Annotated in this window: 15 protein-coding genes and 1 riboswitch; of the genes, 11 read left to right on the top strand and 4 right to left on the bottom strand. The window is 50.9% G+C overall.

Going from position 1 to position 15,793, the window contains the following annotated elements:
* Positions 1–17: 17 nt before the first annotated feature.
* Together ACQ66Q_RS17955 and ACQ66Q_RS17950 are read left to right on the top strand one after the other, a co-directional pair.
* Positions 18–872 (top strand): ABC transporter ATP-binding protein, encoded by an 855-nt coding sequence (locus tag ACQ66Q_RS17955; protein ID WP_430458044.1) that lies wholly within the window; start codon positions 18–20, stop codon positions 870–872.
* Complete coding sequence (locus ACQ66Q_RS17950) at positions 869–2,152, top strand: NAD(P)/FAD-dependent oxidoreductase (protein WP_430458043.1); 1,284 nt, start codon at positions 869–871, stop codon at positions 2,150–2,152. The genes ACQ66Q_RS17955 and ACQ66Q_RS17950 overlap by 4 nt, the downstream gene beginning before the upstream one ends.
* Before the next feature lie 86 nt (positions 2,153–2,238).
* On the opposite strand, the gene ACQ66Q_RS17945 is transcribed toward ACQ66Q_RS17950, so the two are convergent.
* The gene (locus ACQ66Q_RS17945; protein ID WP_430458042.1) at positions 2,239–4,950 is read right to left on the bottom strand and encodes a molybdopterin-dependent oxidoreductase; all 2,712 of its coding nucleotides are present in this window, start codon (positions 4,948–4,950) and stop codon (positions 2,239–2,241) included.
* A 418-nt stretch (positions 4,951–5,368) separates the two neighbouring features.
* A riboswitch (molybdenum cofactor riboswitch) is annotated at positions 5,369–5,506 on the top strand.
* Between ACQ66Q_RS17945 and moaA the strand changes: the two genes are divergently transcribed.
* From moaA to modC, 9 genes are all read left to right on the top strand, one after another.
* Positions 5,498–6,469 carry a GTP 3',8-cyclase MoaA gene (gene moaA / locus ACQ66Q_RS17940; protein ID WP_377240107.1) on the top strand — a complete coding sequence of 324 codons (972 nt, stop codon included), beginning with the start codon at positions 5,498–5,500 and terminating at the stop codon, positions 6,467–6,469. It overlaps the preceding riboswitch by 9 nt.
* A gap of 11 nt (positions 6,470–6,480) precedes the next feature.
* Positions 6,481–7,071 (top strand): molybdenum cofactor guanylyltransferase, encoded by a 591-nt coding sequence (locus tag ACQ66Q_RS17935; RefSeq protein WP_430458041.1) that lies wholly within the window; start codon positions 6,481–6,483, stop codon positions 7,069–7,071.
* Positions 7,072–7,087: 16 nt separating this feature from the next.
* Positions 7,088–7,642, top strand: a complete 555-nt coding sequence (locus tag ACQ66Q_RS17930; RefSeq protein WP_430458040.1) for a molybdenum cofactor synthesis domain-containing protein — start codon at positions 7,088–7,090, stop codon at positions 7,640–7,642.
* Positions 7,635–8,120 (top strand): cyclic pyranopterin monophosphate synthase MoaC, encoded by a 486-nt coding sequence (gene moaC / locus ACQ66Q_RS17925; protein ID WP_377240099.1) that lies wholly within the window; start codon positions 7,635–7,637, stop codon positions 8,118–8,120. The genes ACQ66Q_RS17930 and moaC overlap by 8 nt, the downstream gene beginning before the upstream one ends.
* Positions 8,121–8,124: 4 nt before the next feature.
* Positions 8,125–8,388 (top strand): MoaD/ThiS family protein, encoded by a 264-nt coding sequence (locus tag ACQ66Q_RS17920; RefSeq protein ID WP_377240097.1) that lies wholly within the window; start codon positions 8,125–8,127, stop codon positions 8,386–8,388.
* A complete protein-coding gene (locus tag ACQ66Q_RS17915) occupies positions 8,388–8,876 on the top strand; it encodes a molybdenum cofactor biosynthesis protein MoaE (protein WP_377240095.1) in 489 nt (162 codons plus the stop codon). The genes ACQ66Q_RS17920 and ACQ66Q_RS17915 overlap by 1 nt, the downstream gene beginning before the upstream one ends.
* The gene (gene modA / locus ACQ66Q_RS17910) at positions 8,876–9,676 is read left to right on the top strand and encodes a molybdate ABC transporter substrate-binding protein (protein ID WP_430458570.1); all 801 of its coding nucleotides are present in this window, start codon (positions 8,876–8,878) and stop codon (positions 9,674–9,676) included. The genes ACQ66Q_RS17915 and modA overlap by 1 nt, the downstream gene beginning before the upstream one ends.
* Positions 9,673–10,374: a molybdate ABC transporter permease subunit gene (modB, locus tag ACQ66Q_RS17905; protein ID WP_377240093.1), complete on the top strand. Its 702-nt coding sequence runs from the start codon at positions 9,673–9,675 to the stop codon at positions 10,372–10,374. The genes modA and modB overlap by 4 nt, the downstream gene beginning before the upstream one ends.
* On the top strand, positions 10,374–11,447 hold the full coding sequence (modC, locus tag ACQ66Q_RS17900; RefSeq protein ID WP_430458039.1) for a molybdenum ABC transporter ATP-binding protein: 1,074 nt from the start codon (positions 10,374–10,376) through the stop codon (positions 11,445–11,447). The genes modB and modC overlap by 1 nt, the downstream gene beginning before the upstream one ends.
* A gap of 22 nt (positions 11,448–11,469) precedes the next feature.
* On the opposite strand, the gene ACQ66Q_RS17895 is transcribed toward modC, so the two are convergent.
* The 3 genes from ACQ66Q_RS17895 to moeA all read right to left on the bottom strand — a co-directional run bounded on the left by ACQ66Q_RS17895 (position 11,470) and on the right by moeA (position 15,785).
* Positions 11,470–13,200 (bottom strand): thiamine pyrophosphate-dependent enzyme, encoded by a 1,731-nt coding sequence (locus ACQ66Q_RS17895; RefSeq protein ID WP_430458038.1) that lies wholly within the window; start codon positions 13,198–13,200, stop codon positions 11,470–11,472.
* A gap of 180 nt (positions 13,201–13,380) precedes the next feature.
* A complete protein-coding gene (locus ACQ66Q_RS17890; RefSeq protein WP_430458037.1) occupies positions 13,381–14,433 on the bottom strand; it encodes a GGDEF domain-containing protein in 1,053 nt (350 codons plus the stop codon).
* A 74-nt stretch (positions 14,434–14,507) separates the two neighbouring features.
* Positions 14,508–15,785, bottom strand: a complete 1,278-nt coding sequence (moeA, locus tag ACQ66Q_RS17885; protein WP_430458036.1) for a molybdopterin molybdotransferase MoeA — start codon at positions 15,783–15,785, stop codon at positions 14,508–14,510.
* Positions 15,786–15,793: the final 8 nt, after the last annotated feature.

The raw sequence follows: 15,793 nt of genomic DNA, 5'->3' as shown, positions 1-15,793 counted from the left end.
TTAAAAGAGGAATTGTCATGCAAAAACATCTGGAACTCAGTCAGGTTGGTATTAGTTTCCCAACGCCAAAAGGCCCTTTTGTCGCGCTGCAGAATGTCAATCTGAGCATCGCCAAAGGCGAAATCATCAGTCTGATTGGCCACTCCGGCTGCGGCAAATCGACGGTGCTCAATATCATTGCGGGTTTGTTAAAAGCAACCGAAGGTGGCGTGATTTTAAATCACAAAGAAGTGAACGAACCGGGGCCGGAACGCGCCGTGGTGTTTCAGCACCACTCGTTATTGCCCTGGTTGTCGGTCTATGAAAACGTTGCTTTGGCAGTGCGTCAGGTGTTTTCCGGCAAAATGACCAAAAGCCAGATGCAGGACTGGATAGAACACAATCTGGCACTGGTGCAGATGAGCCACGCCCGCGATAAAAAGCCGGCGGAAATTTCCGGCGGTATGAAGCAACGGGTTGGTATAGCGCGCGCTTTGGCAATGCAGCCACAAGTGTTGTTGATGGATGAACCTTTTGGCGCACTGGACGCACTGACACGGGCGCATTTGCAAGACAGCGTACAACAAATTCAGGCAGAACTAGGCAATACAGTGATCCTCATTACCCACGATGTGGATGAAGCAGTGCTGCTATCCGACCGCATCGTAATGATGACCAATGGCCCCGCGGCAACTGTGGGCGAAGTGCTGCAGATTGATTTGCCGCGCCCGCGTGACCGGCTGGCGCTGGCAGATTGCCCGAAATATAACCACTACCGGCATCAGGTTTTAAGTTTCCTGTATGAAAAGCAACGCAAAGTGGAGCCGCTGCCCGTTGCTTCTGCAAAAGCCAGCCAAGACAAACGACTCATCAAAGAGGAGGCGCGTGCATGACGGCGCACAGTCACCATTCAACCGCCTATGATCTGGTCATTATTGGCTTTGGTATGGCAAGCCACCGGCTGTTACAGGAACTTGGGCAGCTGTCGCTGGCGCCCAAACGTATTCTGGTGCTGGGGGAAGAGACATTACCGGCTTATAACCGGGTATTGCTGCCACAGTTGATCGAAGATAGCAGTACCGATATATCTCTGCCTGCGCTTAATTTTGGTCAAAACATCGTCACTGTGTTGTCAGATGAAAAGGTTGTTAGCATTAGTCGACAGACGCAACAGCTGCACACCGAGTCAGGCAAATGTTTTGTGTACCGGCAATTGGTGTTCGCCACCGGCTCTGCTCCTGTGTTTCCGGATTTTTGCAACGAGGAAGACATCGCAGGCAGCGGAATGTGCGGACGCATGTTGGCACTGCGACACACTGGCGATGTGGCAAAGATCAGCGAATTTCCAGCCGGAAGCCATATCGTCATTCAGGGCGGTGGCTTTATTGCACTGGAAACTGCCGCAGCACTCAGTGCGCATTATCGGGTGTCTGTTTGTCACCGCGGTCCGTATTTAATGAACCGGCTGTTGGATGAAACCGCCTCGCTGTTGTTACAAGCGTCTTTAGAACAGCGTGGTATTGAGGTCTTACTGCAAACCGAGATTAATGGAGCCAAAGCAAGTCCGCACAAACTGCAGCTCGCACTGTCCGGACCTGCAGGTTTACGCACTGTCGCTGCAGACTTGCTGATTGCCGCGCTTGGGGTAAAACCGCGTTGCGAACTGGCGAAGCTGGCTGGCATCAACACCAACCGAGGCATTCTGGTAAACCACCAGATGCAAAGCAGTGATCCTGACATCTTTGCCATCGGAGAATGCGCAGAATGTAACGGCGAAACGGTCGGCTTAGTCGCGCCGGTGTACCAGCAGGCGGTTGTGCTGGCGCAAGTGCTGACCCGGCCAGCTCTATCCGGCCAGACACATGCGCGGTATCAAGCCAATACCAGCGCAACAAATCTAAAAATCAGTGGTCTTGCGATTAGCACTGTCGGTGACATTGGTGCACTGCTTAAAAATACTAATCCCGCGTTAAACAGTTTGGTATATCAAGACCAGCAACAAGGTGATTATCGGCGAATTTGGTTGCTCAATGGCCAGTTGCAAGGCGCAGTTTTATGTGGGGATACCAGCCTCATCCAGCACTATCAACAACTGATGCATGTACCGCAGACAACAAGCCCTGTAACTGGAAAAGAGGACTGGCTGAATACGTGGTTGTTTCAGGTTGCTTGATTCGAAACCAATGCTCTTTCAGCCCGTTCTGTCCGCTGCCGGCCTCTTGCTGCATGCATGCTTGCTTCGCTTTCGCTGCGCACGCCTCAGATTTTCAGCACTGGCGCATGCTGCAATAATTGCCTGATTTCAGGTAAACAAGAGCCACAGCCGGTGCCGCATTTGAGCTGTTGACCCAAACTGGCGCTGCAGCGCGCCCCTTTTGTGATCGCCTGTTGGATACTCTGTTGTCGGACCTGAAAACAGCTACAGACCAGTGCTGAACAATCTCCGGCTTCCAGCGGCGCACCGCGTAATAACTGACGCCTGATTGTTGCTGTGAGCAGATTAGCAAAACATTGGTCAAGCCAGACACGATCCAGCGCCGGCAATGTCGGGCCGGCATAAAGCAAGGCTTGTAACTGATCGTCCTGCACATAAGCCTGACGCCAGTGTTGCGGTGCCTGTGCCTGGATTTGTTCTGGCGGTGTGCCTGCCGCAGACTGCTGAATAGCAGAGATTAACTGATGACTGATTAAACTGATGAGTTGCGCCAAGGCGTTAGCCGGCACTGTCAGTGCCATTCTGTATTCAGTCATATTGGCATGGGGCACAGTCACGACATAACTGCAAAGCCCATGTAGCTGAGGCAGTAAGTCCGGCTGACGGCTGAACAGAACCAGTTCTGCACTGACAACCAGCTTTTTTAACTGCACCTGACCTTGTTTAAAGGCTGGCTGGCGGGAGATAGGATCCCGGCTGTCATCGTAGAGCACGTCACAACGCGACAAAAAGCCAAACTGACCACTCCAGTGCATCGGGACAAACAATTCACCGCAACGCTGTGCATCGGTCAACTGGGCACGGCCACGAAAAATGCCCAATGCGTTCGACAACTCAACCAAATCACCGTCTTTGAGCTGATAGCGCCGGGCGTCATTTGGATGCATGGCGACAAAGGGCTCACTTTGATGTTGCATCAACGCAGGAACCCGCCCGGTCCGAGTCATCGTATGCCATTGATCCCGGATCCGGCCGCTATTGAGCACAAAGTCGCCTCCTTGGCTTGGCAAAACCTCTAGCCCTGATAACGGCACCAGCTTTGCTTTACGATCTGCCGTATAAAACTGGCCATCTGCAAACAAGCGGGCGCTGTCATAGCCAACCTGCGGCAATGGCCATTGTTGTGGTTGCCAGGCATCATAAGCTGCGTCAGACATGGCACGGCACGCAGTTAAGTCCAGCGCACGTCGGCCGTTGTTACATAAAGTGGTTAATGCCGCATGTTCACGGAAAATTTGTGCCGGGTTCTGGTAGTTAAACCCGTGCGCAAATCCAAGTGCTTTGGCGACATCACAGACAATCTGCCAGTCCGCTCTGGCCTCTCCGGGGGCTGGTAAAAAAGCGCGCTGACGTGAGATGCGCCGTTCGGAATTGGTCACTGTGCCATCTTTTTCGGCAAAACCGAGGGCCGGAAACACAATATCGGCCAGGGCAACCGTATCCGAGTCCTGATAAATATCGGAGACCAAAACCAGTTCACAGCGCTGCAACGCCTGCTTCACCAAATCAGCCTGCGGCATACTGACCACAGGATTGGTAGCCATGATCCAAACTGCTTTAATTTCACCGCGGCCAATAGCCGCAAACAAATCGACGGCGGTATAACCGCCTTGTTGCACCAAAGCAGGCGCACGCCAAAACTGTCGCAGTGCTTGCCACTCTGCATCCGGGGTTTCGTCAATTCCGGTCAGCTCAGACGGAAAACGCAAATGGCCGGCTAATTGATTGGCCAGCGCGCCCACCTCCCTGCCCCCCATCGCATTTGGCTGCCCCGTCACCGATAACGGACAAGCGCCGGGTTTTCCGATACGGCCAGTAGCGAGATGAACGTTGATGATGGCGTTGACTTTGTCAGTACCATTGGCGGCCTGATTGACCCCTTGCGAAAATACAGTCACGGTGCGGGCTGTTGCGCCAAACCACTGAAAAAACGTCGTTAAATCGAATACTGAGACGTCACAATAGTCAGCTAGTTGCGCGATGTTCTGCCAACACTGTGCTGCCTCCAAGGTTTGCGTCAGGCCAGTACAATGTTGCTGAGTAAAATCGGTATCGAGCTGACCTTGCCGGGCGAGATAGGCCAGCAAACCACTAAACATTGCAACATCTGTCCCTGGCCTTATTGGCAAAAATAAATCAGCAGATTCAGCGGTCGCCGTGCGCCGGGGGTCAATCACGACGATTTTTTTGTCCGGGTTTGCCGCTTTTGCCGCCAGCAGGCGCTGAAAAAGGACCGGATGTGCCCAGGCCAGGTTGCTGCCCACCAGCACGGTCAGGTCGGCCAGCTCCAGATCTTCATAACAGCCCGGCACGGCATCCTCGCCGAAGGCTCTTTTGTGCCCCGCCACGGTAGAAGCCATACATAAGCGCGAATTGGTGTCCAGATGGCTGCTGCCGATAAAGCCCTTCAGCAACTTGTTGGCGACATAATAATCCTCCGTGAGCAGCTGACCACTTAGATACATCGCTACACTCCCAGGGCCGTGCTCAGCGATAATTTTTTGCAAGCGGGACGCAGCCGTGGTCAGCGCCAACGGCCAGTCTGCCGGCATGCCGTCGACCACCGGCTGCAACAACCTGCCCTGAGTATTCAGGGTTTCAGCCAATGCAGTGCCTTTGACACATAACCGGCCAAAGTTCGCCGGATGTAGCAGATCTCCGGCAATGGTTGCACTGCCTTTGTTGCTGACAACACCGCAGCCTACGCCACAATAAGGGCAAGTACTGTGGGTATTCTGGGGGGCGTGAGACTGCATGCGTTGCTCCAAAACAAAAAAGGCGCCGCTGCCGACTGTTTTGTCGGCGCAGGCGCCTTTACCGGAATAAGAATGTCCCCCAACACAGCATATCTGATGCCAGTTATTAAGTGATTGATTTGTATAGAAGTGATCGAGTGCTTTGCTGCACATGTGGTTCAGGCTGGTGCAGTGCTGCCCCATTTTTGTACATCTGGCGACCGGAGCCAGCAACAATTTCATATATTTCTATATTTTTCATAAACTTAATCTACGGCATTAAAATTGAAAGCCTAGAGAAAACAGTCATTCTGATTGGCAATGAGGCCAACTGCCGGAACACCGGTGGTTGGCCTTTTTGTTTTTGCACGCTCTACCCACAAAGAGGTAATGAAACTGCCCAGAGAAGGCAATAACGACCGGAGCACCGGACTTTTACAATACAAACAACGCCGAGCCCTACTGTGCTAACTCAGGGATACCTGACATGCCAGAGCGGCCGTGGCAATCATGCCACCGGGCCTGACTGGAAACGGTCTGACCTCCCCACTTGGAAAGGTGTCGATTTATGCTGCAAGACTCATTCGAACGCCGGTTCAGCTATTTACGTTTATCGCTGACCGAAAGCTGCAATTTCCGTTGCAACTATTGCCTGCCTGATGGCAGCGCTTGTGACAATAAAGCGGCTGAACTGACGCTGGCTGAAATTAAGCAATTGGTCCAAGGCTTTGCCCATGCCGGCACCACAAAAGTTCGGCTGACAGGCGGCGAGCCAACCTTACGCCGCGACTTATGCAGCATTATTGAAACGGTGCGGGCCACCGACGGCATCACCCAAGTTGCCCTGACCACCAATGGCTATCGTTTGAATAAAGACATCCATCAATGGCTGGACGCGGGCCTCACTGCGCTGAATGTCAGTGTCGACAGCCTGGATGCAGATACTTTTCATCTCGTCACAGGTCAGGACCGGCTGCCGGATATCCTGGCCGGCATTGACCGCGCCCTCGCACTGGGTTTGCAAAAAGTCAAAATCAATACCGTATTATTGCGCCAGTACAATGGCCGCTCGTTAAGCAGCTTTCTTGAATTTGTCCGCGATAAACCGATCAGCTTGCGTTTTATCGAACTGATGCAAACGGGCGATAACGGTGCATTTTTTAAAACGCAGCATGTCAGTGGCCAAAGCATTATCAGTCAGCTCACTGCCGCCGGCTGGCAACTTATGCCAAGGTTGGCCAACGCAGGCCCAGCGCTGGAATATGCCCATCCCGACTATCTGGGCACTATTGGCCTTATCATGCCTTACAGCGATCACTTTTGCGATGACTGCAACCGACTACGTGTCTCCAGCACAGGCCAGTTGTTTTTATGTTTATTCGCCGAACAACATCAGAATTTACGCCACTTGCTGAACCAGGATAACCCGGCTGCAATTGTCGAATTTCTGCAGGCACAACTCCAATTCAAGCCGTTTAGTCATCAACTGGCGAAAGCGCAGACCGGTCAGACCCGCCAACTCGCTATGATCGGAGGTTGAGGATGCCTCAGATGACTAAGCCTGCTTTTTCAGTTCTGGTGCTCTGTGGCGGGAAATCGAGCCGGATGGGACGAGACAAAGCTTTACTGCAACTGGATGGTGAAACTTTGTTAGCGCGCAGCAAACGACTGGGCGAGGCGCTTGGTGCGCAACAAGTGCTGGTCAGCCGTAATGAACCCGGTTTTATTCAGGACCTGGTCCACGACGCCGGTCCGATGGCAGGCATTGCTGCGGCACTACCTCATTGCCATACAGACTGGTTATTGGTATTGCCGGTTGATATGCCACTGCTGACGTCTGCAGCGCTGGAACCTTTGTTTTTAAGTTCATGCCCGGCAGGCAGCTTTATCGAATGTTTTCCATTGCCGGTATTACTCAGAAAAACAGCCGAGTTACAACAAACTCTGGCTGCAACGCTATCAGATCCAACGGCAAAACGCTCTTTACATCAGGCCTGGGGAAAACTGGGGCTGAGACCTCTCCCCCTGCTCGCGCCTTTTGCATTTCAAAACTGCAATGACCCGACAAGCTTTGCCAGTATTCAGGCACTTCTGTTGCCAGATGATGCCCATCAACAAAGTGCCGCACAAATATGCAGTTAATTATCAGGAGCTTTATATGACTTCGTTTCCGGGTGAATCGCCTTTGCAAATAGCGCTTCTGACCATATCTAACCGGCACACACTCGAGACGGACGATACCGGTATGTGGCTCAACAATGCATTACAACAGCAGGGGCATCAGCTTTATCAGCGCGGTATAGTGAAAGAAGACCTGTATCAAATCCGTGCGGCTGTCAGTTCATTAATTGCAGACGCAGTAGCACAAGTCATTTTGCTGGCTGGTGGCACTGGCTTCCATGCTAAAAACTGTACGGTCGAAGCTGTCACGCCATTATTTGACCGGGAGATCCCTGGATTTGGCGAGTTGTTCCGGACCCTGTCCTATCAAAAAATTGGCAGTGCCGCCCTGCAATCCGGTGCTATCGCAGGGATTGCCAACCAAAAACTTATTTTTGCCATACCTGGCAGTGTTGATGCCGCTCATCTGGCAGCAGACCAGATTATTTGGCCTCAGCTCATTGCGCATACCAAACCCTGTAATTTTACCAGTCTGCTGCGCCGTGGCAGCCCTTGTGGTACTTCTGCAGTAAAAGGAACTAAAGATGACTGATTTGACCCACCTGAATGCACAAGGTGAAGCGCAAATGGTTGATATTGCTGGAAAGCTCGCGACTAGCCGTACTGCCGTCGCCCAGGCAGAAGTCAGTATGTTACCTTCAATCGTTTCGACCTTAAGCCAATTACCTAAAGGTGATGCTCTGGCCTGCGCCCGGATCGCAGGCATCATGGCCGCGAAAAAAACTGCAGAATTAATTCCGCTGTGCCATCCATTGTTGCTCAGCAAAATCGATATTCAATTTGAATTAGACGCTACGCTTGGCAAAGTATTGATCCGGGCTTTATGTAAAGTAGAAGGCAGTACCGGTGTAGAAATGGAAGCTTTAACTGCGGTGAGTGTCGCAGCCCTGACATTACACGACATGGCCAAAGCCGCAGATCCAGCCATTGAAATCAACAAAATCCATCTTATCGAGAAAATTGGCGGCAAATCAGGCCACTGGATAAGAACTGAATCAAGCGGAAAATGACAACATGAATCAAGCGCCTGTCACAGAGGTGTTATTTTTTGCATCTTTGCGTGAAGCCATGCAGATCGGCAATCTAAAGCTAACACTCACTAAACCGGTAGAGGTCAAAGATTTAATCCTGATGATTGCCGGACAGTCGGCTCTTTTCGCCGCGGCCCTGACTGAGCGGGAGCTGTTGGTTGCCATCAATGAGCAACTGGCAAGTCAGCAAAGTATGGTCCAACCCGGCGACACCATCGCCCTCTTTCCACCAGTGACCGGGGGCTGATGATGACGTGGATTAACTGCCGGATCCAAGTAGAGGATTTTTCACTAACTGAAGAGTATCAGACACTTGTTCGGCAAGATTGCGGTGCAGTGGTATTGTTTTCCGGCCTTGTGCGCGACCAGTTTAAGCCGGACACCGACAATTCAACTAACGTTGACCGGCTTCAGGCGCTTGAACTGGAACATTATCCTGGCATGACCGAGCGCAGCATCACAACAATTGCAGAGCAAGCGGCGCGACGCTTTGACTTACGGGCTGTCACTATTATTCACCGGGTTGGCGTATTGCCTGTTGGTGAGCAGATAGTGCTGGTTGGTATTGCCGCACCACACCGGCGCGATGCGTTCGCTGCCTGCGAGATGCTGATGGATTATCTTAAAAATGAAGTGCCACTGTGGAAAAAAGCCCATTTTCATCAATCCGCCGAGTGGGTGGAAGCAAAAGCCGCGGATAAAAACGCTTTGCAACGCTGGGAACAACCAAAGTGATGAACCTCTTGCTGCGTCTGGTGTTTGTGCTGATATTCAGTGGTATCTGGATCAATGTTTCTGCGCAAGACAAGCTCTTTATCGCCGCAGCGTCAGATCTGCGTTTTGCGCTGGAAGACGTTCTGCGTGATTTTAAAGCGAAATATGCGCAGGACCTCACTGGAGTATCGGTTCAGGTGATTTACGGTTCGTCGGGAAAAATCAGCAATCAGATCCGCCAAGGCGCACCATTTGATGTGTTTTTTTCAGCAGATAAGCATTTCACTCAAGAGCTGTTTCGCGGAAACTTCACCACTGACGAGGGAACCGTTTATGCACGCGGTCGTCTGGTGCTTTGGAGTCCAAAGCATGATCTGCGCGGTGTCTCGCTAAAAGAGCTTACAGCAGATAAGTATCTGAAAATCGCCATTGCGCAGCCTCTTCATGCGCCATATGGCGAAAGAGCCCGCCAAAGTCTGGTATCTGCCGGAGTGTGGTCACAACTGGAACATAAGCTGGTTTATGGCGAAAACATCGCGCAAACTGCACAATTAGCACAAAGTGGCGCAGCAGATGTGGCGATCATCGCCCTGTCATTGGTGAAAAATCAGCGATTAACTCCAGGCACTGCAGCGCATTATCAGTTGCTCGATGCATCAACCCATCAACCGCTGCTACAAAGTTACGCTTTAACCAAGGCGGGCGCCGAAAAACCATCGGCGCGACTTCTGGTTCAATTTATGCGCACCGCCAAAGCTCAGCAAACTTTGGCGAACTATGGGTTTGAGTTACCTGAGCCAACACCAAAGGCGGCTGAATGACAGCGCTAACTGCAGCAGACTGGCAAGCAATTCAGCTGACCCTGACACTTGCTTTTTACACAATGCTGCTGCTGTTAGTGATTGCTACACCATTAGCCTGGTGGCTGGCTGGCGAACGACGTGGCTTATCCGTTTTTAGTTATTGGTTGCGGACTTTGGTGCAAACAGTGGTTGCTCTGCCTTTAGTCCTCCCACCCACAGTGCTTGGGTTTTATTTGCTGTTGTTTCTTGGCCCGCAAGGCGTTGTCGGCAACACACTGCAACAACTGGGGTTGCCGCATCTGGCATTTTCCTTTTCGGGTATATTGCTGGCGTCGGTGCTGTATTCGTTGCCATTTGCCGTGCAGCCTTTGCAACAGGCATTTGAGCAGCTGGGCCGTCAGCCGGTTGAGATCGCGGCAAGCCTGGGCGCTGGCCCGGTAGACCGGTTTTTTACTGTGATCCTGCCTTTGTGCCGTGGTGGATTTATCGTCGCGGCGACGCTGAGTTTTGCCCATACCCTTGGCGAATTTGGCGTGATCCTGATGTTAGGTGGCAGTATTCCGGGCCAGACCAAAGTGTTGTCCATCGCTATCTACGATCATGCAGAGGCCATGAACTATGCGGCAGCACAGCAGCTTTCATTGTTGTTATTGCTGTTTTCGTTTGTGGTGCTTTTTGTGGTTTACGGTGCTCGTCGCAAAATCGGGAGTCTCTGATGACGGCATTACGGATAAAAGCGCACTGGCAAAGACATCACTTCAATCTGAACATCGATACCACTTTGCCTGCCAGCGGCATCACCGCATTGTTCGGCAGATCAGGCTGTGGCAAAAGCAGTTTACTGCGACTGATAGCAGGCCTCGAGATCGTCCCTGATGCAACGGTCATGTTTGCCGACCACCCCTGGCAACACCAGCAAAATTTTGTCCCGCTGCATCGACGCCGCATTGGTCTGGTCTTTCAGCAAAGCGGATTATTACCTCACTTATCCACAGAGCAGAATCTTTTATATGGTTTTCAGCGCGTACCGCCAGACCTACGCCGGTTAATGCCTGCAGACGTCATCAGGATGCTTGAACTGCAACCATTACTGAGGCAACCGTTAGCCAGCCTGTCCGGTGGGCAACAACAACGCTTGGTTCTTGGCAGGGCCTTGCTGGCGAATCCCCAATTGTTGCTGTTAGATGAACCCTTCGCGGCCTTGGACAATCAGAGTAAAACGGCGATACTGCCCTATATCCGGACCCTGGTTGATGAAACCGGTATTCCGCTGTTTTTTGTCTCGCATGACAGCCGGGAGGTTGAAAAACTTGCAGACCAGCTAGTTTTGATGGATGCCGGTCAAATCACAGAACAATCCAGTCTCACTGCTGCATTGGCAAACCCAAATAATCCTTTGTTTGATGGTTCCGACATCATCTCTTTGTTTTTCGGGGTACCGGCTGAAAAAGACAGCTGGGGGCGGATTCCAGTTCTCAGCAACGCTTGTTGTCTTTGGCTGGGAGATTGCACGGCTCCAATTCCAACGTCGCAAGGTCAGATCAGACTCAGTATTCGGGCCAAAGACGTGAGTCTGGCTCTTTCACCAATCGCAGATTTGTCGATCCAAAATCAGTTACCAGCACAAATCATCAACATAATACCTTACCGTCAGCAATTCCTAATCCAACTGCAATTGGCCGATGGCCAGCTATTACAAGCTGAAATAACACCATACGCAGTTGCACAGCTAAAGCTTACTATCGGCCTGCAAGTGTTTGCCCTGGTTAAAGCAATCGCCATCCGCTAACCACACTCACTATGTCACTTGCTTATGCGCTGTTACACAGTCCGCGCTGAAAACTCGCCAGAGTCTCACTGTAGCTGTGCTGTGGCAACATGACTTCAATCAACCTTGGTCTACGTATATCCGCAAGTGCGTCGGCCAGCGCGCCATCGAACTGGTGCAGATTCCAGATTTGACTGGCACCACAACCCATAGCTCTGCCAAGCGCGGCATATTGCCAGCCGGCTAACCCGGCAGCTGTCAGCTCAGGTGCAAATGCTTTAATCATGCCCCAACTTTGATTGTTCAATACTATGACGATCGGATTCAGTCCATACCGCTGGCAATGACCAAGCTCCAGCCCTGTCATCTGAAATGCACCATCACCGACCAGTACTATCGGACGTAATCCAGAACTTAACTGCAGACCAAGCGCAGCAGGCACTGCAAAACCCATCGAGGCATAGAATGCTGGTGCTAGTAGCTTAGAAGGATTGGCTGATAAGGCTGCAAACAAACAATCACCGATGTCTACAACAAAAGGGTAGGTGTCCGTTTGTTGACTTAATAATTGATGCAAGCGATTTACCAGCGTGTCAGAACGCCAGCCTTTATCTGTTTGTGCGTTTTGTGCTGATGCTGACTTGCAGGCATTTTCACTGGAGTCAGTGGGCATCTGCACCTGTGGTTTTGCCTCAGCTCGGGCAGTAAAAGCATGTTGCAGTGCGGCGAATACCTCAACTGCAGGTAATTTAATGACATGGCCATCTGGCAATTGAGTTCGCTGCTCGTCCACCCACAGCACAGGTCTTCCGGCCAAAAGGCTGGGATGTGCAGCAAAGTTACTATCAGAGCGAATAACACCGGCACATATTAACAAGTCAGATTGCAGCAGCCAGGGTAATACCGGGTCGTCCTTCGCCCCGCTATATACGCCTTTGTAACTGGCGGCACTGATATCTAACACGCCACGCCCCAATAACGTGGTCAGCGCCGGGATCCCGCAGCGCTGCGCCAATTCGGCGACTGCATGGTCAAAGCCAAAACGCTTTGCTTTCACGCCGATCAATAAACAGGGGGTTGTTACTTTGGTCGGCAAATCCAGACAAAACTGCTCCAGCTGACGTTGTGCATCCCTGAGAGCTGTTTCATTGACATCATCCGACGCGCCAGATTGCATCTCCGGAAGAGAAAGACACAACACTTGTGCATTCGCCATATCGCGGGGCAGTTCTATCAATACCGGTCTACTTTCAGCTATTGCCCGTTGAATCACCTCAGTAAGCTGCTGAACTGCCGTTGCGGGATCATCGAGCCGGCATTGCCCGCAGGTGACTTCAGTTAAAATTCTTCGCTGCGCGTCAAGATCACTTACCTGATGATGTAGCAATAAACCAGAGGCTACTTCCTGCTGCGATGGATAGCCGGCAAACACCAGCAGTGGCACAAATTCCATGTAGGCCTGGGCAATCGCATTCACCGCATTCAGAGCTCCTGCGCCATAGGTCAGCATCACCGCAGAAGGCGCATTGCGCCAACGCGCCGCTGCATCGGCTGCATATACTGCTGAGGGCTCATGACTGAGTTGTACAATACGCAAGGATTTCAAAAGTCCTGATACAGTCGATTTCTCTTTTGTCATTCCAAAGGTTGGTAGTGTCTCTTCTAATGCTTGTAGCCAGGGCAGGATGAAATCTCCCGGTATGGCATACAATTCGGAGATCCCATGGACATCAAGTTGTTGACGTAAAGCATGAGCCATTGTTTGGGTTTGCATCTGTTGATCCTATCCGGTTTATCGCGAACTCGTTTTGAGTTTGATCATCAGGCGCTATTTGAAGCTTATTACTCTTGAACTTCTTTGCGTTAAATCAACGAATTGAAACGCCCCAGATGGCGCAAAATGAGTACTCAAGAAGTGAACACAGACAAAAAGGAAAATACTTTTACACGCCGGTCAGGGCATTTTGCATTGATATAAAGCAACGTTATTTTTACCGTTTGCTTTGACAGAATAGAGGGCTCGATCGGCGTCTCGTAGCCACGCTTTATGCGGCTCCGAGTTTTTGTCCAGCCTCGCGTCAGCAAGTGTTGCGACGCCGGCACTAAATGAAAATATATAAGGACCGGAGCTCAACCGTTCAGTGATCTCAGGCTGAATGGACTTTATAAAACTAAAGAGGTAGTGAGCATCTGGGTTTTGCGAGACTAGCAAAAACTCCTCGCCACCCATGCGATAAAAACTGCAGTCTGAAGGCATACGAAATGTAAGGTAGCTAGCAAAGCGTTTTAAAATGTCGTCACCAAACTCATGACCGTACTCATCATTACAGCGTTTAAAATTATCGATATCTAAAATTGCTATCACTGCATTTTCACTTGCCCTATTACTGGAGACAGCTTGTAAATCTTCGTCCATTTTCCTGCGGTTAAATGTACCTGTCAGGCCGTCATGATACGCCAAATAATGGTCGTTCAGATTAATACTGCCAAACACAAACAAGATTACGCAGGTAAAAGAAAGCGTCAGCGAGGCGGTTATCAGATACCGAACGACATCCAGTAATTCAAAATTTTGATAGGCAATAACGCTAGAGCAGCATAGAAAGACAATGCAGGCGACAAAAGCAGAACGAACCCTGACAAGCAAAAAAGACGTCAGTAAGAATGGATAAGTCCAGAAAAGCAGTGCCATGCCATTGGCAGGAACTGACACATACATACCCAAAACCAGCAATGGAACAATCAACAAAAACGAACGTCGAGGCGTTTGCGGGGCTGTTTCAAGCCGAATAGCTGCAGTTGCTAAAATAGTCATCATAGCGATCATCACAGCGACGACAACCCATTGCATGTGATAAAGATTGATCAATAAAGGTAGTGACAGCGCGGTCAAACAAGATACTGCAAGCGGTCGAAACGCCATCTCCCGGTAATGCGCCAACGGGTCCTCATCACCGCAGATGAAATGCATGAACTCTTTGAGTTTAAAAAGTTTCTTCTTATGCATTTGCCTGCCTGATTTGCGATTATAGGGACGTCAATTAAAACAGAACTACCTAATAAACTCCAACCATTCTGGTCCTAACGCCACCAGCAACTTTTAGGCTGTACCCAGATTTCCTCGCCTGGCGCCACATCACTGCGTTGTTGTTCAAGCCACGTCAGTGCATCGGCATGCATCATCGAACTCAACATTCCTGAACTATCAGTTCCTACAGACTCCGCTTTGACGCCGTCAACGGTGACCTGTAAATTGACTCGTTGCATATCAAGCCGGCCGGGCTTTTTACGCAAGCCCTGCACCGTTTTAGCCGGCCACAACACCGGTTTTTGAACTTGTTGACCACTTAATAATTGCAGCGCCGGTATCAGTAGCTGTTCACAGGTGACCGCGGCAGAAACCGGGTTGCCTGGCAGGCCAAATAACCAAACAGGCGGGATTTTATCGTGACATTCGCTATCAGCCCGGTTCAGCCAACCAAACGCAAATGGTTTGCCTGGTTTGATGGCAACCTGCCAAAAATCCATTTCACCGAGTTCGCTGAGTACCTGACGGGTGTAATCAGCGTCCCCCACTGACACGCCACCACTTGATACGATGACATCGACCTTGTTTGCCGCAGTCTGCAGTAACGACCTGAGCGCCTCCGGGTCATCCTTCACCCAACCTAAATCGACGACATCGCAACCAAATCGCTTCAGAACTGACAGCAGCATAATTCTATTACTATCAAATAAATCGCCATCGGACAGAGATTCTCCAGGCTGTTTTAATTCATCACCACTGGATAACACGCCGACCCGAACCTGTTGATAAACCGAGACCTGCGCAATCCCTAAAGTCGCCAGTAAACCAAGTTGTAATGGGCCTAATACCGTGCCCTGTTGCAAAACTAATTGACCGACTTCTAATTCACTGCCGCATAAACGGATATGTTGCCCGGCAATCGGCCGTCGTTTAATGACCAGCGATGCGGTATCGAGCTCAACCGACTGTGTATCCTCTTGCATCACCACTGTATCCAGATCTGCCGGAACCACAGCCCCCGTGGTGATCCGAATACAAGCCCCTGTAGGTATCTCGCCCTCGAACGGGTGACCGGCCAGACTTTGTCCAACTATCTGCCAGCGTTGCTGTGTGCTTAACATCACATCAGCAAAACGCAACGCGTAACCGTCCATTGCTGAGTTAGTCGCTGTTGGGACCGCAATAGGTGAAAACACATCAGCAGCAAGTGTGCGGTCTAGCGCAGAGAAAATACTGACGGTTGTGGCGGTCAGCTGCATTCTGCTGCGGATAACAGCTAATAAACGCTCTTGTGCCTCGGAGAGCGGTAGCATCGCCACTTTTGGTTGCATGTTGTTGG

The organism is Rheinheimera sp. (genome assembly GCF_965283995.1).
In the GTDB taxonomy this organism is placed as follows: domain Bacteria; phylum Pseudomonadota; class Gammaproteobacteria; order Enterobacterales; family Alteromonadaceae; genus Pararheinheimera.
This window is presented reverse-complemented; position numbering and strand designations above follow the sequence as displayed.

What these genes read in the sequence shown, in the direction of transcription:
- ACQ66Q_RS17955 (WP_430458044.1), top strand. Translation starts at nt 18, where the DNA reads ATGCAAAAACATCTGGAACTCAGTCAGGTTGGTATTAGTTTCCCAACG.
- ACQ66Q_RS17950 (WP_430458043.1), top strand. Translation starts at nt 869, where the DNA reads ATGACGGCGCACAGTCACCATTCAACCGCCTATGATCTGGTCATTATT.
- ACQ66Q_RS17945 (WP_430458042.1), bottom strand. Translation starts at nt 4,950, where the DNA reads ATGCAGTCTCACGCCCCCCAGAATACCCACAGTACTTGCCCTTATTGT.
- moaA (WP_377240107.1), top strand. Translation starts at nt 5,498, where the DNA reads ATGCTGCAAGACTCATTCGAACGCCGGTTCAGCTATTTACGTTTATCG.
- ACQ66Q_RS17935 (WP_430458041.1), top strand. Translation starts at nt 6,481, where the DNA reads ATGACTAAGCCTGCTTTTTCAGTTCTGGTGCTCTGTGGCGGGAAATCG.
- ACQ66Q_RS17930 (WP_430458040.1), top strand. Translation starts at nt 7,088, where the DNA reads ATGACTTCGTTTCCGGGTGAATCGCCTTTGCAAATAGCGCTTCTGACC.
- moaC (WP_377240099.1), top strand. Translation starts at nt 7,635, where the DNA reads ATGACTGATTTGACCCACCTGAATGCACAAGGTGAAGCGCAAATGGTT.
- ACQ66Q_RS17920 (WP_377240097.1), top strand. Translation starts at nt 8,125, where the DNA reads ATGAATCAAGCGCCTGTCACAGAGGTGTTATTTTTTGCATCTTTGCGT.
- ACQ66Q_RS17915 (WP_377240095.1), top strand. Translation starts at nt 8,388, where the DNA reads ATGATGACGTGGATTAACTGCCGGATCCAAGTAGAGGATTTTTCACTA.
- modA (WP_430458570.1), top strand. Translation starts at nt 8,876, where the DNA reads ATGAACCTCTTGCTGCGTCTGGTGTTTGTGCTGATATTCAGTGGTATC.
- modB (WP_377240093.1), top strand. Translation starts at nt 9,673, where the DNA reads ATGACAGCGCTAACTGCAGCAGACTGGCAAGCAATTCAGCTGACCCTG.
- modC (WP_430458039.1), top strand. Translation starts at nt 10,374, where the DNA reads ATGACGGCATTACGGATAAAAGCGCACTGGCAAAGACATCACTTCAAT.
- ACQ66Q_RS17895 (WP_430458038.1), bottom strand. Translation starts at nt 13,200, where the DNA reads ATGCAAACCCAAACAATGGCTCATGCTTTACGTCAACAACTTGATGTC.
- ACQ66Q_RS17890 (WP_430458037.1), bottom strand. Translation starts at nt 14,433, where the DNA reads ATGCATAAGAAGAAACTTTTTAAACTCAAAGAGTTCATGCATTTCATC.
- moeA (WP_430458036.1), bottom strand. Translation starts at nt 15,785, where the DNA reads ATGCAACCAAAAGTGGCGATGCTACCGCTCTCCGAGGCACAAGAGCGT.